The organism is Streptomyces sp. NPDC057137 (genome assembly GCF_042670825.1).
In the GTDB taxonomy this organism is placed as follows: domain Bacteria; phylum Actinomycetota; class Actinomycetes; order Streptomycetales; family Streptomycetaceae; genus Streptomyces.
The window spans coordinates 20,219-41,183 of record NZ_JBHUUW010000009.1 but is presented as its reverse complement, the minus strand read 5'-3'; the positions used below and the strand labels follow the sequence as shown (position 1 = coordinate 41,183).

The following is a 20,965-nucleotide window of genomic DNA, read 5'->3' as shown; positions in this document are numbered from 1 at the left end:
CCGCCCGGCGCGCGACGCCCGGCCCGGCACGGCACCTCGCCTCGTTGTCGTCGGTCGCCCACGTACGGCCGGGCCGTCCGCAACGCCGATCCTCCGCCTTGCGATGGCACGCACCGACGAGACACCGGCCGGGCGCGCGCCCCGCCCTGCGGGCGGACGGCGCTGTTCGTCAGACACCGTTCAGGCCGTGACGTCGACCGCCGTGATCAGTACCGCCACCGTCGGGTGGCTCGGCAGTGACGCCGCGACCGCCCGGCCGACGGCGCGCGCCACCTCCGACGGGTGGTGGCCCGCCGCCGTCGCCAGTTCGACGCGGACATGGCCCTGGGTCACGAGCACCGGCGTGCCGAGCGACCCGGACAGATGGGCGACGCCGGGGACGTTCGCCGCGATGACCGCCGCCGTGCCCTTCGGGGCGACGGCGGTTGCCCCGAATGGCGCAGCCGTCCCCGCGGAATTCTCCGAGCCGGAGTCCGGGGCGGATTCGTCGGCCGGCACCTTCTCCAGCAGCGCCGTCACCCGCAGGTCCACCTCCGTCACCCGCAGTCCCAGCCGGTCCACCGCGTGGGCGTACAGCGCCGCACGCAGCCGCTCGGCCACGTCCGGCAGCGGCTCGCCCGCGACCGCCGCGAAGTCCCCCTCGACACGGAGCGTCCCCGGCGGCAGCGCACTGGGCGGCGGGGGCACCGCGGGCCGCTCCGCCGAGCCGGGATCGGCCAGGCAGAGCCTCAGTCGGCCCAGCGCGGCGCCGGGCACCCGCGCCGCCGTACGCCGCAGCGCGGTCGCCGCCGCCCGTTCGGCCAGCCACGCCCCGTCCGCCGCATCGCCCAGCGGGAGCAGTCGGCCGAGGCCGAGCCGTTCGCGTACCGCCGCGCTCCATCCGTCCGCACCGTTGCCACCGCGCCCAGTCGTCATGGCCCCAGACTGCCGCATTCCCGGCGCGAGACCGGGCAAGGCGCCCTAACGTGGACATCGAGTCCATCAGCGCCCGGAAAGGGGCGAATCGCATGTCCGACACCGCACAGCGCAACCAGTCCGAGCCCACCGTCAAGTCGTCGTCCAACGACGACCAGCGGAAGTCCACCGGCAAGAAGGGCGGCGGCGACCCGTCCGTCCGCGGCCGGACCACCATCGCCGACGGGGTCGTCGAGAAGATCGCCGGCCTCGCCGCGCGTGACGTGGTCGGCGTCCACGCGATGGGCAGCGGCATGTCCCGCACCTTCGGCGCCGTACGCGACCGGGTCCCCGGCGGCACCAAGTCCGTCTCGCGCGGCGTGAAGGCCGAGGTGGGCGAGGTACAGACCGCCCTCGACCTGGAGATCGTCGTCGACTACGGCGTGTCGATCGGCGACGTCGCCCGCGACGTACGGGAGAACGTGATCTCCGCCGTCGAACGGATGACGGGCCTTGAGGTCGTCGAGGTCAACATCGCCGTCAGCGATGTGAAGCTGCCCGACGAAGAGGACGACGAGCCCGATTCCCGGCTGCAGTAACGGCCGGGTCCGGAAGACCGAAGAGGAGTCACAGGATGAGCATGGCGCTGGTCGGCCTGTTGGCCGGTATGGCCCTGGCGTTCGCCGGATACTTCGGCGGGTTCGGAGCCTTTCTGCTGGTGGCCGCGTTGGGCGCGGTCGGGTTCGTGGCCGGCCGATTCCTCGACGGCGATCTGGAAGCGGGCGACCTCTTCCGCGGTCGCGAACGCGACGAACGTCGGCGGTGACCGCGCGTGGCCGGTGAACGGATGACGGCTGCGGAGCGCGGGGCGACCACGATCGCCGACCGGGTCGTCGCGAAGATCGCCGCTCAGGCGGCGCGCGAGGCGCTGGACGGCGTACCGGAGGGGGGCGCGGCGCCGCACGCCAGCGTCCTGGTCCACCACGACGTCGCCCGCGTACGGATCGGTGTCGAGCTGGACTACCCCTCCGACATCGGCGCCCGGTGCGGCGCGGTGCGTCGCCGAGTCATAGAGCGGGTACATGCTCTGGCGGGGATGGAGGTGCCCGAAGTGGCGGTCATGGTCGAGCGTCTCCACTCCGCCCAGTCGCGCGCGGCGCAGGGGAGGATCCGATGAGCGAACCGGTGGGCGAGGGGACCGAGCACACCTCGGGTGCCGTCCGCGCGGACGTGATCCAACTGGACCAGTCCACCTCCGCCGCGCGGTACGAATCGAGGCGGCCGACGCTGGGGCAGGACGAGGCGGACGGCAAGGCCGGCCGCTTCTGGTCCTGGCGCCGGATCCCGGCCGCGGTCGTCGCGGCCGTGCTGCTCGGCGCGGCGGCGCTGCTGCTGTACGACGTCGCGGCCGTACGCGCCGACCATCCGGCCATGTACTGGCGCCGGTGGCTCGCCCGGCAGCTCGCCACCGAGCCCCTGGACAACACCTGGGTCCTGGTCGGCTCGGGTGTCGCCGCGGCTCTCGGCCTCTGGCTGATCGTCCTCGCCCTGACGCCGGGCCTGCGCGAGATCCTGCCGATGCGGCGCGGCCCGGCGCGGGTGCGGGCCGGGCTCGACCGGGAGGCGGCGGCGCTGATACTGCGCGACCGGGCGCTCGAAGTCTCCGGTGTGCAGTCCGTACGGGTACGGGCCCGCCGCTCCAAGGTCCGTGTGCGGGCCGTGTCCCACTTCCGCGAACTCGACGACGTACGCGCCGATCTCGACACGGCCCTGGGCACCGGCATCGGCGAGCTTGGCCTCGTCAAGCCGCCCGCGCTCTCCGTGCATGTCCGCCGGCCGAAGAAGAAGGGATGACGGGATGGTCAGGGTCGTCAACCGTGTCCTGCTGGGCCTCGTCGGGCTGGTGCTGCTGTGTGTGGGCGGCGGGGTGCTGGCAACGGGACTGGGCGTGTCCGTGCCGTCCTGGTGGCCGTACAGCGGCGAGAAGGACGTACTGCTGAGCGCCGGCGACCGGGACCGTTGGCGCGAGCAGGGCTGGTGGTGGCCGGTCGTCATCGCGGTGCTCGCGGTCCTGGTGCTGCTGACACTGTGGTGGCTGCTGTCCCAACTGCGGCGCGCGCGGCTGGGGGAGGTGCTGGTCGACAGCGGCGACGGGGAGGGCGCGCTGCTGAGGGGCCGGGCGCTGGAGAACGTGCTGGAGAGCGAGGCGCAGTCGCTGGACGGGGTGTCCCGGGCGCGGGTCCGGCTGACGGGCCGGCGGAGCGCGCCGGAGGCGCGGGTACGGCTGCTGCTGGAGCCGCACGCGGCGCCGGGTGCGGCGCTGGAGGGGCTGACGGAGGAGGCGGTGGCGCACGCGCGGGAGTCGGCGGGGCTGGATGCCCTGCCGACGGAGGCGCGGTTGCGTGCCGCCAAGCATCGGGCGCAGCGGGTGACGTGACGGGGGCCTTTCAGCCTCTCCGGCGGTTGAGGAGCGGGGTTCGGGGCGGAGCCCCGGTCAGTAGCCGTGGCGTGTGCCGCCGTCGACGGGGAGCATCAGGCCCGTCAGGTAGGACGCCGCAGGCGAGAGCATGAACGCCGCCGTGCGGCCGAACTCCTCCGGCGTGCCGTAGCGGCGCAGCGGGATGCGGGACTCGTGCGACGCGCGTGCCGCCGACGGATCGGCGGACAGCGCGTCCAGCTCGCGCACGCGATCGGTGTCTATTCGGGCCGGCAGCAGCCCGATGACGCGGATACCGCGCGGACCGACCTCGTCGGCGAGCGACTTCGCGAAACCCGCCAGGCCCGGCCGCAGTCCGTTGGAGATCGTGAGGCCGCGGATCGGTTCGTAGACCGAGCCGGACAGGACGAGGCCGATGACGCCGCCGTCGCCCAGCTCCGCCGCCGCCGTACGCGCCAGCCGTATCGCGCCCAGGAAGACCGAGTCGAACGCCGACCGCCACTGCTCGTCCGTCGTGTCCAGCGCGAGTCCCGGCGGTGGGCCGCCGACGCTGATCAGGATCCCGTCGAAGCCGCCGAACCGGTCCCGTGCCACGGCGATCAGACGCTCCGCGACGGCGGGATCGGCGTTGTCCGCGGCGACGCCGAACGCGTTCGGACCGATCGAGTCCGCCGCCCCGGCGACGGACTTCTCGTCCCGCCCGGTGACGACCACCTTCGCGCCGTCCGCCGCCAGCGCCTCGGCGGACGCGCGTCCCAGTCCCCGGGACGCGCCGGTGACGACGTAGACACGGTCCTTCAGTCCAAGATCCATGGCCCCTATCCTGCCTCCTCGTCCGCCGCCAGGGCGAGGGCCGTCCCCACGAGACCGATGTGACTGAACGCCTGCGGGAAGTTGCCCAGTTGCCGGCCGATCGCCGGGTCGTACTCCTCGGCGAGCAGACCGACGTCGCTGCGCAGGGCGAGAAGCCGCTCGAAGAGTTCCGTCGCCTCCTTCCTGCGGCCCGTCATCAGCAGGGCGTCCGCCAGCCAGAACGAGCAGACGAGAAACGTTCCTTCCCCGCCCGGCAGTCCGTCGACCGCCGTCCCCTCCGTGCTGTACCGGCGGACCAGGCCCTCCGGGCCCAGCTCCGCCCGCACCGCGTCGACCGTGCCCACGACCCGCGGATCGTCCGGCGGCAGAAAACCGTAGCGCGGGATCAGGAGCGTCGCCGCGTCCAGTTCCGTGGAGCCGTACGCCTGCGTGAAGGTGTTACGGACCGGGTCGTAGCCCTTCTCGCACACCTCCCGGTGCACCTCGTCGCGCATCGTGCGCCACCGGTTCACATCGCCGCGCAGCGACGGGTCGGCCTCCAGCGTCTTCACCGCGCGATCGGCGGCGACCCACGCCATCACCTTGGAGTGCGTGAAGTGCTGCCGGCGGCCGCGCACCTCCCACAGTCCCTCGTCCGGCTCGCGCCACTTCGACTCCAGGAAGCCCAGCAGGGCGAGCTGGAGGTCCCAGGCGTGCGGCTGCCCGGTGATGCCGAGGCCCCGTGCCACATGCAGGGAGTCGATGACCTCGCCGTACACGTCGAGCTGGAGCTGTTCGACCGCCTCGTTCCCGATCCGGACCGGGCTCGCGCCCGCGTAACCGCTCAGCCACGGCAACTCCGTCTCGGGCAGCCGCCGTTCGCCGCCGACGCCGTACATGATCTGGAGGTCGGAGGGGTCACCGGCGACCGCGCGCAGCAGCCAGTCGCGCCACGCCTCGGCCTCGTCGACGTAGCCGGCGGACAGCAGGGCGCCCAGGACGAGGGCGGAGTCGCGCAGCCAGCAGTAGCGGTAGTCCCAGTTCCGTACGCCGCCGATCTCCTCCGGGAGCGAGGTCGTGGGGGCCGCCACGATGCCGCCGGTCGGGGCGTAGGTGAGCGCCTTCAGGGTGAGCAGGGAGCGCAGGACCGCCTCGCGGTGCGGTCCCTTGTACGTACAGAGCGCCGCCCACTCCTCCCAGTCCTCCTTGCTCTGCTCCAGCGCGTCGAACGGGTCGATCAGGTCGGGGCGTGGCAGGTGCGAGGGGTGCCAGGTGAGGACGAACGCGACCTTCTCCCCGGCGCCCACGGTGAACGACGAGCAGGTGCTGAACTCCTGCCCCCATGTCTTCACCGACGGCTTCTCGTTCGGCGGCAGTTCACCGCCGACGGGCCGCGCCCGCGAGACGCCGCGCAGCCAGACCGAGTCGGGCCCGGCGACGGCGACACGCTGGCCGTCGGTCTTGCGCACCCACGGCACGATCGAGCCGTAGTCGAAGCGCAGCCGCAGGGTGGCGTTCATCTCCACCGAGCCGCTGACGCCCTCCACGATCCGCACGACGTCCGGCGCGACGTCGCGCTGCGGCATGAAGTCGGTGACCTTCACCGTGCCGCCCCTGGTCTCCCAGAGGGTCTCCAGCACCAGTGAATCTCCCACGTACCGGCGGCCGGTGGCGCGGCTCGCGCCCCGGGGGGCGAGCAGCCAGTGGCCGTTCTCCTTGTTGCCCAGCAGGGACGCGAAGCAGGCGGCCGAGTCGAAGCGGGGCAGGCACAACCAGTCGATGGAGCCGTTCATTCCGACGAGAGCCGCGGTCTGCAAGTCGCCGATGAGGGCGTAGTCCTCGATGCGTTGGGTCACGTCTGCCCTGTTCCCGCAGGACAGGCGCGTTATGCGGCGGCGGTCTCGCGCTCGGGGGCGCCCCGGGCGGCGGTCGCCGCGCGGTCGCGCGTTTCGCGCCGTACGAGAATGACCCAGCCGACGGGCACGCCGGCGGTGAACAGCCACCACTGCACGGCGTACGCCATGTGCGCGCCGATGGAGCTGGAGTCGGGCTTCGGGATCTGCTCCGGGCTGCCGCCGGGCGCCGCGGGGGAGGTCTGTTCGATGTAGCCGCCGAGGACGGTACGGCCCAGCGAGCGGGCCTGCCGCTCACTGTTGATCAGCATGAACTGGCGGTCCGGGAGGTCGCTCAGTTCCTTGATGCCGCTGGTGCCCGTCGTCTCGTCGGCCTTGAGACGGCCGACGACGGTGACCTCGCCCTTCGGCGCCGCCGGGATGTCGGGGAAGGACCGCTGGTCGTCCCCGAAGGGGATCCAGCCCCGGTTGACGAGGACCGCGCGGCCGTCGTCGAGGACGAGCGGGGTCAGGACGTGGAAGCCGACGGTCTCGTCGACGTTGGTCCGGCGGCGTACGACGACCTCGTGCTCCGTGTCGTACCTGCCGGTGGCCTCGACCTGCCGCCAGAAGTCGGCGCGCGGCACGGTGTGGCCGGGGGAGGTCAGCTCGGTGACCGGGACCGGCTTCGCCTTGAGGTTGTTCGCGATCAGGGCGTTCTGCGCCACCCGGTGTTCGTGCCGGTGCAGCTGCCAGAAGCCCAGTTCGATCATCACGGGGATGAGGACGAGGGCGAGCAGGGTGAGGATCACCCACTGCCGCGACAGGAGGAAGCGGTACACGCCTTCGACGGTACCCGGCGGGCCGGGCGCCCTCGGCAGCGGGTCCGCCCGACCCGGTCGGCGCCCGCTCACCCTCTCCGGACCTCACACCCGGTCGACGATGCCCACCTTCCCCTCCGCGCGGGCGCAGTGGGCACCGCAGAACCACTGGCCGTCGACCTCGACGCCCTGACCGATGATCTGGACCCGGCAGTGTTCACAGACGGGCGCCATGCGGTGGATGGCGCAGGAGAAGCAGTCGAAGACATGCACCGCGCCCTGCGCGTGCACCTCGAAGGACATGCCGTACTCGTTTCCGCAGACTTCGCAACGTGCCATGCGCCACAGGTTGGGACGCTGCGCGGCGGTGTGCGAGCGGATGGCGGGCGAGTCGCGGCGCAATCACCCGTCCGACGGGCGCCCCGACACGGGCAGGGCCACGGGGGAGGGCGCCACGTCACGCAACAGGTGCGTGAACGCCGCCTCGTCGACGACCGGCGTGCCGTACTCCGCCGCCTTCACCGTCTTCGACGTCGCCGACCCGGGATCGTTCGTCACGAGCAGACTCGTCTTCCGCGAGACGCTGGTGGCGACATGCAGCCCCGCCTCGACGGCCCGGTCCTCCAGCAGCTCGCGGTCGACCGACGTGTCACCCGAGAAGGCCACCCGCATCCCCTGCGCGAGGGGTTTGTCGCTCTCGTACCGCCCGGGGTTCGGATACGGGCAGGCCGGGAGCCGGCGCGACGGCCGCCAGGTCCCCGGACGGTGCGTCGGCTGATGGCCGATCAGCGGCGTCACCGGGCTGTCCGACCACTCCGTGAGCGGCCGGCATTCGAGCAGCGGCAGCCGCACCCCGTCCCGCGCCGCCGCGTGCAGGCTCGGCCGGAACGCCTCCGCGAGCACCCGCGCGTCGTCCAGCGCGTGGTGCGCGCGCTGCTGTGTGACGCCGAAGTGCTCGGCGAGTGTGGCCAACTTGTGGTTGGGCAGCGGCAGTCGGAGCTCCCTGGCGAGCGCGATGGTGCACAGCCGCTGACGCGTGGGCACGGTCGCCCGCGCACGCGCGTACTCCCGCGAGATCATCGACCAGTCGAAGGCCGCGTTGTGCGCGACCAGCACCCGGTCCGCGAGCCGCTCCGAGAACTCGTGCGCCACCTCCCGGAACAGCGGCGCGCCCGCCAGCACGGCGGTCGTCAGACCGTGGATCCAGACCGGGCCGGGGTCCCGCTCGGGGTTGACCAGCGTGTACCAGTGGTCCTCGACGTTGCCCCGCGCGTCCAGCCGGTACACCGCCGCGGACACTATCCGGTCGTCGCGGGCGAGTCCGGTGGTCTCCACGTCGACGACCGCGTATCCCTGGGGGTACGCGGTCGGCCACATCGCTGAAGTCGCACGGTCGTCGAGCATGGTCACAGAGAATACGGGCCGCGACTGACAGTCCGTGACGCGCCTCTGACCCGTCGTCGGGCCGCCCACGCGGCAAAGGCGCTGACGGATCGTCCGGAACGCGCCCTCAGGGGTGTCCCGACCGGCGCGGACCGACACCGAGAAGCGGATGGCGGCGATCTGACCGGCCGCTGACGGAATGTCTTACATACTTGTCAGTAACAACATCTAGCGGGGGCCGCGCACCCGGCCCTACGGTGCTGGCATGCCGCCGAACCTGCCCGATGTCGTGCTGTGGTCGATACCCGCGTTCGTCCTGCTCACCCTTGTCGAGGTGGTGAGTTGCCGGCTGCGTCCCGACGAGGACGCGGCCGGGTACTCGGGCAAGGACACCGCCACCAGCCTCTCCATGGGCCTCGGCAGCCTCGGCTTCGACCTCCTGTGGAAGATCCCCGTCGTCGCCGTCTACACGGCGGCGTACGAGCTGACGCCCCTGCGCGTCCCCGTGCTGTGGTGGACGATCCCGCTGATGCTGCTCGCGCAGGACTTCTTCTACTACTGGTCCCACCGCGGCCACCATGTCGTCCGGCTCCTGTGGGCCTGCCACGTGGTGCACCACTCCAGCCGCAAGTTCAACCTCAGCACCGCGCTGCGCCAGCCCTGGACCTCGCTCACCGTCTGGCCCTTCTACCTTCCGTTCATCCTCCTCGGGGTCCATCCGGCGGCACTCGCCTTCTGCTCGTCGGCGAACCTCGTCTACCAGTTCTGGGTGCACACCGAGCGGATCGACAAGCTGCCGCGCCCCTTCGAGTACGTCCTGAACACGCCCTCCCACCACCGGGTGCACCACGCCTCCCAAGGCGGCTATCTGGACCGTAACTTCGGCGGGATCCTGATCGTGTGGGACCGCCTCTTCGGCTCCTTCGCGGCGGAGACCGAACGGCCCGTCTTCGGGCTCACGAAGAACATAGAGACCCACAATCCGCTGCGGGTCGCCACCCACGAGTACGCCGCCATCGCACGCGACGTACGGTCGGCCCGCGACTGGCGCGAACGGGCCGGCCGGGTCTTCCGGGGCCCCGGCTGGCAGCCCGAGTGAGCGGCCGCCACGCGCTCCCGGGCGCCCTTCTGGCCGCCTTCGCGCTCGCCGCCGTCGGCGAGCTGGTGAGCGTCGCCCTGGATGCGCGGACCGGTCAACTCCTCGCCAAGCCAATGCTGATGCCGCTGCTCGCCGCGTACGTGGCCGCCCGGGGCGGACCGCGGCTGCTCGTCGCCGCGCTGCTCCTCGGCTGGGGCGGAGACGTGTTCCTGCTCTCGTCGGCCGACGGGGCGTTCCTCGCGGGCATGGGGTGCTTCGCCGCCGGACACGTCTGCTACCTCGTCCTGTTCGGCCGCCGCCGCACCCGCGCAGACCTGGCGGTCGGATACGGCCTCGTGCTCGTCGTGACGCTCGCCCTGCTGTGGCCCGACCTCCCGGCCGAACTCCGGGTCCCCGTCGCCGTGTACAGCCTTCTGCTGGCCGCCATGGCCTACCGGGCGAGCGGCCTCGGCCCGCTCGCGGGCGCGGGCGGAGCGCTCTTCCTGCTCTCCGACACGCTCATCGCCACCGGCGTCGCCGAATGGCCGCAGCCGCCGGCCGCCGATCTGTGGATCATGCTCACGTACCTCGCGGCGCAGGTCCTGCTCGTGGCCGGAGTCCTGAGGGCTCGCACCGCCCCCAAGGCCCGTACCCGCCCCGAGTCCCGTACCGCCCCCGTACATGACTGAGCGGGCCGCCCGTTCGGACGGCCCGCTCACCCACTCACGCGTTCGCCGTTACCGGCGGACGGCGTCCAGGGCGTCGATCGTGCCGACACCGTAGAAGCCGTTCTTCTGCTTGCTGCCCTCGCACACCGCGTCGACGGTGCCGTCACCGTCGATGTCGTACGGGTTGGTGCACGACGTCGCGTCGGCCTGGACGTTGAGCAACGTCTTGACCAGCCACGGCGAGGCGTACGGGTGGGTCGACTTGATCAGCGCCGCGACACCCGCCGCGTGCGGGGAAGCCATCGACGTGCCGCCCTTGTAGCCGAAGCCACCACCGGGCAGCGTGCTCAGGATCAGACCGTTGACGGCGGGCGCCTCCGGCGTCTGGTACGCCGTCAGGTCGCCGCCGGGAGCGGCGATGTCGATGACCCCGTTGCCGTAGTTGGAGTACGACGCCTTCAGGTTCTTCGCACCGGTCGCGGAGACCGTGACGACACCCGACACCTGCGACGGGATGTCCAGGCACTCGTCCGGGTCGATCACACGCTCACCCGGAGTGGTGTCGTTCGGGCTGGAGCCGTCCGTCAGTTCGTCGGCGGCCAGATCCATGTCCGAGTTGCCGGCGGCGGCGACATTCACGATGCCCTTGCCCTCGGCGTACCGGGTGGCCCGCGTGACGGCGTCGGCCAGAGCCTTCTGGTCCGGGTCGTCCTCGCAGTTGAACAGCCACGGGTCGGTGTAATAGCTGTTGTTCGTCACATCGACGCCGTGCTCCGCGGCCCAGACGAAGCCGCAGACGACCGCCTCGGTGTAGAAGAAGCCGTCGGGCTGCGACACCTTGATGCCGGAGACCTTCACGCCCGGAGCGACACCGGTGACACCGGTACCGTTCTTGGCCGCGGCGATCGTGCCCGCGACGTGCGTGCCGTGGTCACTCTCCCCGGGGCCGGGACGCCAGGCACCGTCCGCCGTGTTGGGCGTACCGCCCACACAGCTGACCGAGGCGCGGCGGTCGAAGTTCGGCGCGAGGTCGGGGTGGGTGTCGTCGACACCCGTGTCGATCACGCCGACCGTGACCTTGCTGCTGCCGAGCGACTTCTTGTGCGCCTTGTCGGCCTTGATGGCCGGCAGGTCCCACTGAAGCGGCTCCAGCGCGTCCTGGTCGTCGGACGCCTTCGCCGTGGCGGCCTTCGCCTCCTTGGCGGACAGCGGCTGTTCGGCCTCGATGTCCGTGGTGGTCTGGGCCGCCATCGGCTTCGTGCGGGTGGCGCCCGCCGAAGCCACGCCCCGGACCTTCCGGATCGTGTTGCCGAACTCCGGGTTCTGCGAGTGGACGACGATGACACCTATCTGGTCATAGGCGATCGTGATTGTCCCGCCGGCCTTGGCGATGGCCTTCTTCACCGATTTGACGGTGGAGTGCCCGCCGTTGGTGTTCACGACGTACGACAGCTTCGGGCCGTCCGCCGAGACGGCGGCCGGAACGTCGACCGGTGCCGCCGAGGCGGACCCGGCCGGCAGGAAGCCGAGCGAGGCGATGAGCGCCAGACCGACAGGCAGGACCAGTGCGCGCCGCCGTCTGGATCTCAGATGAGCCATGGGTTCTCCACATCATCCGTGAGGCCGCCCCTGCGCACGCTGCGCATGGACGGGTACATGACGAGCGAAGCTATCGCTGATCATCCCTGCTCATCAATGATTTCGGTCAGAAAAGCGCTGGTGTTGAACCACTTCGGCGTGCTCTCCGTGCCGTTGTCAGGGGGTGGAGCAGCATCACCCCCTGTGACTACCTCTCCGAGCACCCCTACCGCACCCGCGTCACGAGGAGATTCCGTGGCTACCGATGGACCGCCGCCGCCCAAGGGCGATTCGGACCCCAGCATGCCCGCCCAGCCCACGACAGCACAGTTCGTCGAGGTCCACGAGAGCGCCGAATTCGGCGAACTACGCCGTACGTACCGCTCCTTCGCCTTCCCCCTGACCGTCGCCTTCATCGCCTGGTACCTGCTGTACGTCCTGCTGTCCAACTACGCCGGCGGCTTCATGGGCACCAAGCTCTTCGGCAACATCAACGTCGCCTTCGTCTTCGGCCTCGGTCAGTTCGTCACCACCTTCCTCATCGCCTGGTTCTACGCGAAGTTCGCATCGCAGAAGCTCGACCCCAAGGGCGCGGCGATCAAGTCCCGTATGGAGGCCGACCTGTGAGCCCGACCATCCAGCCGTTCGAGGCCGCGGGAATCCAGCTGGCCGCCAACACCGACGCCAGCGAGCACCGGCCGCTGATCATCACGCTCTTCGCGCTGTTCGTCGTCGCGACCCTCGTCATCACCGTGTGGGCCGGCCGGCAGACCAAGAGCGCCGCCGACTTCTACGCGGGCGGACGGCAGTTCACCGCCTTCCAGAACGGACTCGCGGTCTCCGGCGACTACATGTCCGCCGCTTCCTTCCTCGGTATCGCGGGCGCCATCGCCCTGTTCGGATACGACGGCTTCCTCTACTCCATCGGCTTCCTGGTCGCCTGGCTCGTCGCGCTGCTGCTGGTCGCCGAACCGCTGCGCAACTCCGGCCGCTACACCATGGGCGACGTCCTCGCCTACCGGATGCGCCAGCGCCCCGTCCGTACGGCGGCGGGCGCCTCCACCATCGTCGTCTCGATCTTCTACCTGCTCGCCCAGATGGCCGGCGCGGGCGTGCTCGTCTCGCTGCTGCTCGGCATCACCAGCGACGCGGGCAAGGTCCTGATCGTCGCCCTCGTCGGCATCCTGATGATCGTCTACGTGACCATCGGCGGCATGAAGGGCACCACCTGGGTCCAGATGGTCAAGGCCGTCCTGCTCATCGCGGGCACCCTGCTCATCACCTTCCTGGTGCTGCTGAAGTTCAACTTCAACGTCTCCGACCTGCTCGGCACCGCCGCCTCCAACAGCGGCAAGGGCTCGGCGTTCCTGGAGCCGGGACTCAAGTACGGCCTCACGGAGACCTCGAAGCTCGACTTCATCTCCCTGGGCATCGCGCTCGTCCTCGGCACCGCCGGTCTGCCGCACATCCTGATCCGCTTCTACACGGTGCCCACGGCCAAGGCGGCCCGTAAGTCCGTCAACTGGGCCATCGGCATCATCGGCGGCTTCTACCTGATGACCATCGCCCTGGGCTTCGGCGCCGCGGCGCTGCTCACCCCGGAGGAGATCACCAGTTCCAACGCGGCGGGCAACACGGCGGCGCCACTGCTCGCGATGGAGATCGGCGGCGGCGGGGACTCCACCGGCGGCGCCATCCTGCTCGCCGTCATCTCGGCGGTCGCCTTCGCCACCATCCTCGCGGTCGTGGCCGGTCTGACCCTGGCGTCCTCGTCGTCGTTCGCGCACGACATCTACGCCAACGTCATCCGCCGGGGCAAGGCCACCGAGAAGGAGGAGGTCCGCGCGGCGCGCTACGCGACCGTCGCCATCGGCGTCGTCTCCATCGCGCTCGGCGCCCTCGCCCGCGATCTGAACGTCGCCGGTCTGGTGGCCCTCGCCTTCGCGGTTGCCGCCTCCGCCAACCTGCCGACGCTCCTCTACAGCCTCTTCTGGAAGAGGTTCACGACGGCGGGCGCGCTCTGGTCGATCTACGGCGGTCTCGCCTCGTCCGTCCTGCTGGTGCTGTTCTCGCCGGTCGTCTCCAGCAAGCCCAGCTCGATGTTCCCGGGCGTGGACTTCGCCTTCTTCCCGCTGGAGAACCCGGGTCTGATCTCCATCCCGCTGGGCTTCCTGCTCGGCTGGCTGGGATCGCTCCTCTCCAAGGAGGAGCCGGACGTCAAGAAGTACGCCGAGCTTGAGGTCAAGTCGCTCACCGGCACCGGAGCGCACTGATCGTTCTCCACCGAAGCGAGAGCCTTTGGCGTGGCCGCGTCGTAGAGTCCTACGACGCGGCCACGCCGCTCCTCGTGGCAAACGGCCCCCGTCGTTGTCACAGGACTGCCGTAGGCTCGGAAGACCGGACGCGCCAGGCACCACGGCGATCACCGTCCACGGGTACGGCCAGAGGTACCAGGCGCACCACGAGGGAAGGGGGCTCACAGTGCTCATCGACACCTACGGCCGGGTAGCCACCGACCTGCGGGTCTCGCTCACCGACAAGTGCAATCTCCGGTGTACGTACTGCATGCCGGAGGAGGGCCTCCAATGGCTCGCGAAGCCCGATCTCCTCTCCGACGACGAGATCGTCAGACTCGTACGGATCGCCGTGACCCGGCTGGGCGTCCGCGACGTCCGCTTCACCGGCGGTGAACCGCTGCTGCGGCCCGGTCTCGTCGGGATCGTCGAGCGGTGCGCGGCCCTCACCCCCCGCCCCAAGATGTCGCTGACGACCAACGGCATAGGGCTGAAGCGCACGGCCGCCGCGCTCAAGGCCGCCGGCCTCAACCGCGTCAACGTCTCACTCGACACCCTGCGCCGTGATGTCTTCAAGACCCTGACCAGGCGCGACCGCCACCAGGACGTGCTCGACGGCCTGGCCGCCGCGCGCGAGGCCGGACTGACCCCCGTCAAGGTGAACACCGTGCTGATGCCGGGGCTCAACGGCGACGAGGCTCCCGAACTCCTCGCGTGGGCCGTCGAACACGCCTACGAGCTGCGCTTCATCGAGCAGATGCCGCTCGACGCCCAGCACGGCTGGAAGCGCGACGGGATGATCACCGCCGGTGACATCCTGCAGTCGCTCAGCACCCGCTTCACGCTCACCGAAGAGGGCGGCGGGGAGCGTGGATCCGCCCCGGCCGAGCGCTGGATCGTGGACGGCGGACCGCACCGGGTCGGCGTCATCGCCTCCGTCACCCGCCCGTTCTGCTCGGCCTGCGACCGCACCAGGCTCACCGCCGACGGTCAGGTGCGCAACTGCCTGTTCGCCCGCGAGGAGACCGACCTGCGCGCGGCGCTGCGCTCGGACGCCACGGACGACGACGTCGCGACGCTGTGGAAGCTGGCGATGTGGGGCAAGAAGGCGGGCTCCGGCCTGGACGACCCGACGTTCCTCCAGCCCGACCGGCCCATGTCAGCCATCGGCGGCTGAGCGCTCCCGCTCCCACTCGGCCAGGGTGACCACGTCCTTGAGGAAACCGCGGACACCGAGGAACGACGACAGGTGTTCGCGGTGCTCGTCGCAGGCCAGCCAGGTCTTACGGCGCTCGGGCGTGTGCAGCTTGGGGTTGTTCCACGCCAGCACCCACACGGCGGCCGCGCGGCAGCCCTTGGCCGAACAGACGGGTCCGTCGGGACCGGAAGCGGCGCCGGGAAAATCGAAGAGGTCCACGGCCTCAAGCCTAGGACACGAGCTAGGTCGTGACCGGGGTGTGTCCGTCACCGGTGATCTTTGGGGTGTACGCCCCGATCCCGGGAGAAAACGCCCGGAAAAAGGCGACGCCGAGCAGCCACGGGGGGAGCTGCCCGGCGTCGGTCCGTCGCTCCGACGGGGGATGCGGAGCGCCTACAAAGTATGTCACGGGTGATGGGGTCAGGTGCACCGGAACTTCATGATTGATCTGAGCTTTTCTTGAGCTTCGAGGTCGCCCGGCTCAGGCCCGCTCGCGTGGGGGAGCGGGGTGTTCGTAGTTCGCGGACCGCGTGCCGGATTCCGCTCCGCCCGCCGCGGGGGCCGGAGCGATCATCGGCCGGGCCTCCGGGGTGAGATGCGTCGACGGCAGCGAACGGGCCCTCTCCCGGCCCCCGTTGGCGAACACCACGGCCACGTAGGGCAGCAGGATGCCCAGCACGAGACCGGCAATCGCCACATAACGCTCAACATTCCACAGAACCACGGCCAGGATGATCCCGAGCGTGCGGATCAGCATGGAGATGACATAGCGCCGCTGTCTGCCGCGCACGTCCTCGTCGAGCCCCCGCCTCGCTCCCGTGATCTGGAAGACCTCGGCGCTGCGCTGCTTCCGCATCACGACCCACCACCCGATTCCCTCGCCGGCCGTTCCCCGTGCCGGACCCGCACAACGGTACGCCCGCCGTGCGCCGCCTACGAGAGCGGGGACCGCTCGACGGCGGCGCACCTCGCCCCCGCCCGGCCACGTACGGCCCTGTCCGACATGCGACGTATGCCGGACACACCCAGACTGGCCGCACATGCGCAGAGCGCACCGCACGAGGAGGCGACCATGAGCTGGCTGTGGGCAATCATCGTGGGTCTCGTGCTGGGCCTGATCGCCAAGGCGATCATCCCCGGCAAGCAGCAGATCCCGCTGTGGCTGACGACCGTCTTCGGCATCCTGGGCAGCATCCTCGGCAACGCGGCCGCGGGCTGGTTCGGAGTCGAGGACACCAAGGGCATCGACTGGACACGGCATGTGCTCCAGCTGATCGGCGCCATCCTCGTCGTGGGAGTGGGCGACATGATCTGGTCGTCGATCCGGGGCGGCAGGAGACGGACGCCGACCCGGTAGACCCGGCACGACCCGCCCGACACAGGTACGGCCCGGTACGCGACACGCGTACCGGGCCGTACCGCTGTCCGGCGTCGGATCAGGAACCCGTGTCCGCCGCGACCTCGACCGCGGCCAGGTTCTTCTTGCCCCGGCGCAGCACCAGCCAGCGCCCGTGCAGCAGCTCCCCGGCGTCCGGTACGGCTTCGGCGTCCGTGACCTTGACGTTGTTCACGTACGCCCCGCCCTCCTTCACCGTCCGACGGGCCGCCGACTTGCTCGGCGCCAGCCCGACCTCGGTCAGCAGATCCACCATCGGCGCCAGCTCAGCCACCCGCGCGTGCGGCACCTCGGACAGGGCCGCCGCCAGCGTCGCCGCGTCCAGCCCGGTCAGCTCGCCCTGGCCGAACAGCGCCTTCGACGCCGCGACCACACCCGCGCACTGCTCGGCGCCGTGGACCAGCGTCGTCAGCTCCTCGGCCAGCGCGCGCTGCGCGGCGCGGGCCTGCGGACGCTCCTCGGTCAGCTTCTCCAGCTCCTCGATCTCCTCGCGGGACTTGAAGCTGAAGATCCGCAGGAACTTGGAGACGTCCCGGTCGTCCGCGTTCAGCCAGAACTGGTAGAACGCGTACGGCGTCGTCCGCTCCGCGTCCAGCCAGACCGTGCCGGACTCCGTCTTGCCGAACTTGGTGCCGTCGGCCTTCGTGATCAGCGGCGTCGCCAGGGCGTGCACCGACGCGTCGGGCTCGACCCGGTGGATCAGGTCCGTGCCCGCCGTGAGGTTGCCCCACTGGTCACTGCCGCCGGTCTGCAGCGTGCAGCCGTAGCGCCGGTTCAGCTCCAGGAAGTCCATCCCCTGCAGGATCTGGTAGCTGAACTCGGTGTAGCTGATGCCCGCGTCGGAGTTCAGCCGCCGCGCGACCGCCTCCTTCGCGATCATCTTGTTGACCCGGAAGTACTTCCCGACGTCGCGCAGGAAGCTGATCGCCGACAGACCCGACGTCCAGTCCAGGTTGTTGACCATGGTCGCGGCGTGCGGACCGTCGAAGTCCAGGTACCGCTCGATCTGCCCGCGCAGCCGCTCCACCCACTCACCGACGACCTCGGGCGCGTTCAGCGTGCGCTCCGAGTTCGGCTTGGGGTCACCGATCAGCCCCGTGGCCCCGCCGACCAGACCCAGCGGACGGTTCCCCGCCAGCTGGATCCGGCGCATGGTGAGAATCTGGACCAGATTCCCCAGGTGCAGGCTGGGCGCGGTCGGGTCGAAGCCGCAATAGAACGTGACGGGGCCGTCCGCGAACGCCTTGCTCAACGCGTCCTCGTCGGTGGACAGGGCGATCAGCCCGCGCCACCGCAGCTCCTCGACGATATCCGTCACGCTTCTCGCGTCTCCTTCGATGAAACAGGCCCGGCGAAGCAGGCCCAATGAGTCGGATCCGTCCGCCGTCCAGGACGACGGAACGCCTTCGAGGTTATACGCCCTGGCTGACCGAACTCATATTGAAATCCGGCACCCGCAGCGCGGGCATCGCGGCCCGGGTGAAGTAGTCGCCCCACTCACGCGGCAGCGTCTTCTCCGTGCGGCCCGCCTCCGACGCCCGCGACAACAGGCCGACCGGCGACTCGTTGAAGCGGAAGTTGTTCACCTCGCCGACGACCTCGCCGTTCTCGACGAGGTAGACACCGTCGCGGCTCAGCCCCGTCAGCAGCAGCGTCGCCGGATCGACCTCGCGGATGTACCACAGGCAGGTCAGCAGCAGCCCGCGTTCGGTGGCGGCGACCATCTCCTCCAGCGAGCGCTCACCGCCGCCGTCGAGGATCAGGTTGTCGACCGGCGGCGCGAGCGGCAGCCCCGTCAGCTCCGCGCTGTGCCGGGTGGTGATCAGCCGGTCCAGCTTCCCGTCCCGGATCCAGTCGGTCGCGTCGAGCGGCAGGCCGTTGTCGAACACCGACGAGTCGTCGCCCGACGCGTGCGCGATCACGAACGGGGCGGATTCCAGGCCCGGTTCGTTCGGGTCGCTGCGCAGCGACAGCGGCAGCTCGGCGAGCGAGTCGCCGACGCGGGTGCCGCCGCCGGGCTTGGAGAAGACCGTACGGCCCTCGGCCGCGTCCCGGGCTGAGGACGACCACAGCTGGTAGATCAGCAGATCGGCCACCGCGGTGGGCGGCAGCAGCGTCTCGTACCGGCCGGCGGGCAGCTCGATCCGGCGCTCCGCCCAGGCCAGACGCTTCGCCAACTCCGCGTCGAGCGCCGCCGGATCGACATCCGTGAAGTCACGCGTCGCCCGCCCCGCCCAGGCCGACCGCGAGCGGTCCGGGGACTTGGCGTTCAGCTCCAGCGTGCCGTTGGGCTGGTCGTGGCGGAGCCGTACGCCCGTGGACGTACCGAGATAGGTCGACGTCAGCTCATGGTTCGCGAAGCCGTACAGCTCACGGCCGCCGGCCCTGGCGCGCGCGAAGGACTCACCGAGCGCCGGCGCGAAGTCCGCGAAGACCGCGGACGTCGTCTCGGCGGGCTCGTCGGTGAAGCCCGCGGACACCTGCCCGGCCTTGACGAGCGGCCGGGCGTCCTCGGCCGGGCCCGCGCCACGGGCGGCGGCCTCGGCGGCGCGCACCAGCGGCTCCAACTCGTGGGCGGTGACGGCGGATCGCGACACCACACCGGAGGCGGTGCCCTCCTTGCCGTCGACGGTCGCGATGACGGTGAGCGTACGGCCCCGGGTGAGACCGTTCGTCGTGAGCGCGTTGCCCGCCCAGCGGAGGTTGGCGGTCGAATGCTCGTCGGCGATGACCACGCAGCCGTCGGCGGTCGACAGTTCGAGCGCCCGCTCGACGATCTCGTGCGGCTTGCTGCTCGGGCTCATCGTCCTGCCTCCTGCGTCGTGTTGAGACTGTGCTGACCCGGGGAGCAACCCCCGGACCCCCGGCCGATTCCCGTGGCCCGCGTCATCGTCCGGCCTCCTGCGTCGTGTTGAGGATGTTCACACTGCGGAACAGCGCCGACGGGCAGCCGTGGGAGACCGCCGCGACCTGTCCCGGCTGGGCCTTGCCGCAGTTGAAGGCGCCGCCGAGCACATACGTCTGCGGTCCGCCGACCGCCTCCATCGAGCCCCAGAAGTCCGTCGTCGTCGCCTGGTACGCGACGTCCCGCAGCTGACCGGCCAGCTTGCCGTTCTCGATCCGGAAGAACCGCTGCCCGGTGAACTGGAAGTTGTAGCGCTGCATGTCGATCGACCACGAACGGTCACCGACCACATAGATCCCGCGCTCCACCCCGCCGATCAGATCCTCCGTGGCCAGCCCGCCCGGATCCGGCTTCAGCGACACGTTCGCCATGCGCTGCACCGGCACATGCCCCGGCGAGTCGCCGTACGCGCAGCCGTTGGAGCGGTCGAAGCCCGTGAGCTTCGCGATCCGCCGGTCCAGCTGGTAGCCGACGAGCGTGCCGTCCTTGACGAGGTCCCACGACTGGGCCTCGACGCCCTCGTCGTCGTACCCGATCGTCGCCAGCCCGTGCTCCGCCGTCCGGTCACCCGTCACATTCATGATCGACGAGCCGTACGCCAGCTTCCCCAGCTGGTCGAAGGTGGCGAAGGACGTCCCGGCGTACGCCGCCTCGTACCCCAGCGCCCGGTCCAGCTCCGTCGCGTGCCCGATCGACTCGTGGATCGTCAGCCAGAGGTTCGACGGGTCGACCACCAGGTCGTACGTCCCCGCCTCGACACTCGGCGCGCGCATCTTCTCGGCGAGCAGCGCCGGGATCCGCTCCAGCTCCGAGTCCCAGTCCCAGCCGGTGCCCGTCAGATACTCCCAGCCCCGGCCGGCCGGGGGAGCGATCGTGCGCATCGAGTCGAACTCGCCGCTCTCGCCGTCCACGGCGACCGCCGAGAGCTGCGGGTGCAGCCTGACGCGCTGCTGCGTGGTGACGGTGCCTGCCGTGTCCGCGTAGAACTTGTTCTCGTGGACGGTAAGCAGCGAGGCGTCCACATGCGCGACGCCCTCCCCGCGCAGCAGCCGCGCGCTCCACTCCGCGAGCAGTCCCGTCTTGTCCTCGTCGGGTACCTCGAACGGGTCGATGTCGTACGCCGACACCCAGGTCTTCTCGGCGTGCACCGGCTCGTCGGCCAGCTCCACGCGCTCGTCCGAACCCGCCGCCGCGATCACCTTCGCCGACAACTTGGCCATCGCCACGGCCTGCCCGGCGACCCTGGCCGCCGCGTCCATCGTCAGGTCGACCCCGGACGCGAACCCCCACGCGCCGCCGTGCACCACGCGGACCGCGTACCCGACATCGGTGGAGTCCGACGACCCGGCGGGCTTGGCGTCCCGCAGCCGCCAGGCGGCGCTCCGTACCCGCTCGAACCGGAAGTCGGCATGATCGGCGCCGAGCGCCCGCGCCCTGGCGAGCGCCGCGTCGGCGAGCGCCCTCAGCGGCAGTGCCAGAAACGACTGATCGACCTCATGGGGCACGGGCCTCTCCTTCTCACACTTTGGTACTGGGGATAGGGAGTGAACCATGCCGTGCGGGGCTTAGGGCGGGCCACCCGTTTCTGATGTCCCGAATGGGCGCGTAGCAGTAGGCTGATCACTTCCGGTGGCCAGGGGACGCCATTCGGTGAGCGCTGCTCACGGCCGCGGGGCAGCGCGGTACCAC

The 20,965-nt window shown here is 70.7% G+C and carries 23 protein-coding genes; 11 read left to right on the top strand and 12 right to left on the bottom strand.

Features of this window, described 5'->3' with window-relative positions; translation table 11 throughout:
• Positions 1 to 180 precede the first annotated feature (180 nt).
• Positions 181 to 915: a hypothetical protein gene (locus ACFT9I_RS10305; protein WP_382562698.1), complete on the bottom strand. Its 735-nt coding sequence runs from the start codon at positions 913 to 915 to the stop codon at positions 181 to 183.
• A gap of 92 nt (positions 916 to 1,007) precedes the next feature.
• On the opposite strand from ACFT9I_RS10305, the gene ACFT9I_RS10300 reads away from it, so the two are divergent.
• Genes ACFT9I_RS10300 through amaP form a run of 5 tightly spaced genes read left to right on the top strand, consistent with a single transcriptional unit; the run spans position 1,008 to position 3,331 of the window.
• A complete protein-coding gene (locus ACFT9I_RS10300; protein WP_382562696.1) occupies positions 1,008 to 1,493 on the top strand; it encodes an Asp23/Gls24 family envelope stress response protein in 486 nt (161 codons plus the stop codon).
• 35 nt (positions 1,494 to 1,528) lie between these two features.
• A complete protein-coding gene (locus tag ACFT9I_RS10295; RefSeq protein WP_382562694.1) occupies positions 1,529 to 1,720 on the top strand; it encodes a hypothetical protein in 192 nt (63 codons plus the stop codon).
• A gap of 21 nt (positions 1,721 to 1,741) precedes the next feature.
• The gene (locus ACFT9I_RS10290) at positions 1,742 to 2,071 is read left to right on the top strand and encodes a hypothetical protein (RefSeq protein ID WP_382562693.1); all 330 of its coding nucleotides are present in this window, start codon (positions 1,742 to 1,744) and stop codon (positions 2,069 to 2,071) included.
• Positions 2,068 to 2,748, top strand: coding sequence for a DUF6286 domain-containing protein (locus tag ACFT9I_RS10285; protein ID WP_382562691.1), 681 nt, complete (start codon positions 2,068 to 2,070; stop codon positions 2,746 to 2,748). The genes ACFT9I_RS10290 and ACFT9I_RS10285 overlap by 4 nt, the downstream gene beginning before the upstream one ends.
• A 4-nt stretch (positions 2,749 to 2,752) precedes the next feature.
• Positions 2,753 to 3,331, top strand: a complete 579-nt coding sequence (gene amaP, locus ACFT9I_RS10280) for an alkaline shock response membrane anchor protein AmaP (protein WP_382562689.1) — start codon at positions 2,753 to 2,755, stop codon at positions 3,329 to 3,331.
• A 57-nt stretch (positions 3,332 to 3,388) separates the two neighbouring features.
• Here the strand turns inward: amaP and ACFT9I_RS10275 are convergent, their stop codons facing one another.
• The 5 genes from ACFT9I_RS10275 to ACFT9I_RS10255 form a co-directional block, all read right to left on the bottom strand.
• Entirely contained in the window at positions 3,389 to 4,144 is a 756-nt protein-coding gene (locus tag ACFT9I_RS10275) for an SDR family oxidoreductase (RefSeq protein ID WP_382562687.1), read from the bottom strand.
• A 5-nt stretch (positions 4,145 to 4,149) separates the two neighbouring features.
• On the bottom strand, positions 4,150 to 5,979 hold the full coding sequence (locus tag ACFT9I_RS10270; RefSeq protein WP_382562685.1) for a glycoside hydrolase family 15 protein: 1,830 nt from the start codon (positions 5,977 to 5,979) through the stop codon (positions 4,150 to 4,152).
• Positions 5,980 to 6,008: 29 nt separating this feature from the next.
• Complete coding sequence (locus tag ACFT9I_RS10265; protein ID WP_382562683.1) at positions 6,009 to 6,797, bottom strand: SURF1 family protein; 789 nt, start codon at positions 6,795 to 6,797, stop codon at positions 6,009 to 6,011.
• Positions 6,798 to 6,881: 84 nt separating this feature from the next.
• Positions 6,882 to 7,115 (bottom strand): hypothetical protein, encoded by a 234-nt coding sequence (locus tag ACFT9I_RS10260; protein ID WP_354606005.1) that lies wholly within the window; start codon positions 7,113 to 7,115, stop codon positions 6,882 to 6,884.
• A gap of 63 nt (positions 7,116 to 7,178) precedes the next feature.
• Positions 7,179 to 8,186: a DEDDh family exonuclease gene (locus ACFT9I_RS10255; RefSeq protein ID WP_382562681.1), complete on the bottom strand. Its 1,008-nt coding sequence runs from the start codon at positions 8,184 to 8,186 to the stop codon at positions 7,179 to 7,181.
• Positions 8,187 to 8,424: 238 nt separating this feature from the next.
• Between ACFT9I_RS10255 and ACFT9I_RS10250 the strand changes: the two genes are divergently transcribed.
• Together ACFT9I_RS10250 and ACFT9I_RS10245 are read left to right on the top strand one after the other, a co-directional pair.
• Positions 8,425 to 9,258, top strand: a complete 834-nt coding sequence (locus tag ACFT9I_RS10250) for a sterol desaturase family protein (RefSeq protein WP_382562679.1) — start codon at positions 8,425 to 8,427, stop codon at positions 9,256 to 9,258.
• Entirely contained in the window at positions 9,255 to 9,926 is a 672-nt protein-coding gene (locus tag ACFT9I_RS10245) for a lysoplasmalogenase (RefSeq protein WP_382562678.1), read from the top strand. Before ACFT9I_RS10250 ends, ACFT9I_RS10245 begins: the two co-directional genes overlap by 4 nt.
• 48 nt (positions 9,927 to 9,974) lie before the next feature.
• On the opposite strand, the gene ACFT9I_RS10240 is transcribed toward ACFT9I_RS10245, so the two are convergent.
• Entirely contained in the window at positions 9,975 to 11,504 is a 1,530-nt protein-coding gene (locus ACFT9I_RS10240) for a S8 family serine peptidase (RefSeq protein ID WP_382562676.1), read from the bottom strand.
• 234 nt (positions 11,505 to 11,738) lie between these two features.
• On the opposite strand from ACFT9I_RS10240, the gene ACFT9I_RS10235 reads away from it, so the two are divergent.
• From ACFT9I_RS10235 to moaA, 3 genes are all read left to right on the top strand, one after another.
• Positions 11,739 to 12,110 (top strand): DUF485 domain-containing protein, encoded by a 372-nt coding sequence (locus tag ACFT9I_RS10235; protein WP_382562674.1) that lies wholly within the window; start codon positions 11,739 to 11,741, stop codon positions 12,108 to 12,110.
• Positions 12,107 to 13,756 carry a cation acetate symporter gene (locus ACFT9I_RS10230; protein ID WP_382562672.1) on the top strand — a complete coding sequence of 550 codons (1,650 nt, stop codon included), beginning with the start codon at positions 12,107 to 12,109 and terminating at the stop codon, positions 13,754 to 13,756. The genes ACFT9I_RS10235 and ACFT9I_RS10230 overlap by 4 nt, the downstream gene beginning before the upstream one ends.
• A 208-nt stretch (positions 13,757 to 13,964) precedes the next feature.
• Complete coding sequence (moaA, locus tag ACFT9I_RS10225; RefSeq protein WP_382562667.1) at positions 13,965 to 14,954, top strand: GTP 3',8-cyclase MoaA; 990 nt, start codon at positions 13,965 to 13,967, stop codon at positions 14,952 to 14,954.
• On the opposite strand, the gene ACFT9I_RS10220 is transcribed toward moaA, so the two are convergent.
• Together ACFT9I_RS10220 and ACFT9I_RS10215 are read right to left on the bottom strand one after the other, a co-directional pair.
• A complete protein-coding gene (locus tag ACFT9I_RS10220) occupies positions 14,937 to 15,194 on the bottom strand; it encodes a hypothetical protein (RefSeq protein ID WP_354606012.1) in 258 nt (85 codons plus the stop codon). The genes moaA and ACFT9I_RS10220 overlap by 18 nt on opposite strands.
• A 262-nt stretch (positions 15,195 to 15,456) precedes the next feature.
• The gene (locus ACFT9I_RS10215) at positions 15,457 to 15,831 is read right to left on the bottom strand and encodes a DUF3099 domain-containing protein (RefSeq protein ID WP_382562665.1); all 375 of its coding nucleotides are present in this window, start codon (positions 15,829 to 15,831) and stop codon (positions 15,457 to 15,459) included.
• Between the two features lie 216 nt (positions 15,832 to 16,047).
• Here ACFT9I_RS10215 and ACFT9I_RS10210 point away from each other — a divergent pair, with 216 nt between their 5' ends.
• Positions 16,048 to 16,332: a GlsB/YeaQ/YmgE family stress response membrane protein gene (locus ACFT9I_RS10210; protein WP_382562663.1), complete on the top strand. Its 285-nt coding sequence runs from the start codon at positions 16,048 to 16,050 to the stop codon at positions 16,330 to 16,332.
• A gap of 79 nt (positions 16,333 to 16,411) precedes the next feature.
• Here ACFT9I_RS10210 and tyrS read toward each other — a convergent pair whose 3' ends face one another.
• The 3 genes from tyrS to ACFT9I_RS10195 all read right to left on the bottom strand — a co-directional run bounded on the left by tyrS (position 16,412) and on the right by ACFT9I_RS10195 (position 20,781).
• Positions 16,412 to 17,689 carry a tyrosine--tRNA ligase gene (gene tyrS, locus ACFT9I_RS10205; RefSeq protein WP_382562662.1) on the bottom strand — a complete coding sequence of 426 codons (1,278 nt, stop codon included), beginning with the start codon at positions 17,687 to 17,689 and terminating at the stop codon, positions 16,412 to 16,414.
• A gap of 94 nt (positions 17,690 to 17,783) precedes the next feature.
• A complete protein-coding gene (locus ACFT9I_RS10200; protein ID WP_382562661.1) occupies positions 17,784 to 19,175 on the bottom strand; it encodes a metallopeptidase TldD-related protein in 1,392 nt (463 codons plus the stop codon).
• Between the two features lie 82 nt (positions 19,176 to 19,257).
• Entirely contained in the window at positions 19,258 to 20,781 is a 1,524-nt protein-coding gene (locus ACFT9I_RS10195) for a TldD/PmbA family protein (RefSeq protein ID WP_382562659.1), read from the bottom strand.
• Between the last annotated feature and the right edge of the window lie 184 nt (positions 20,782 to 20,965).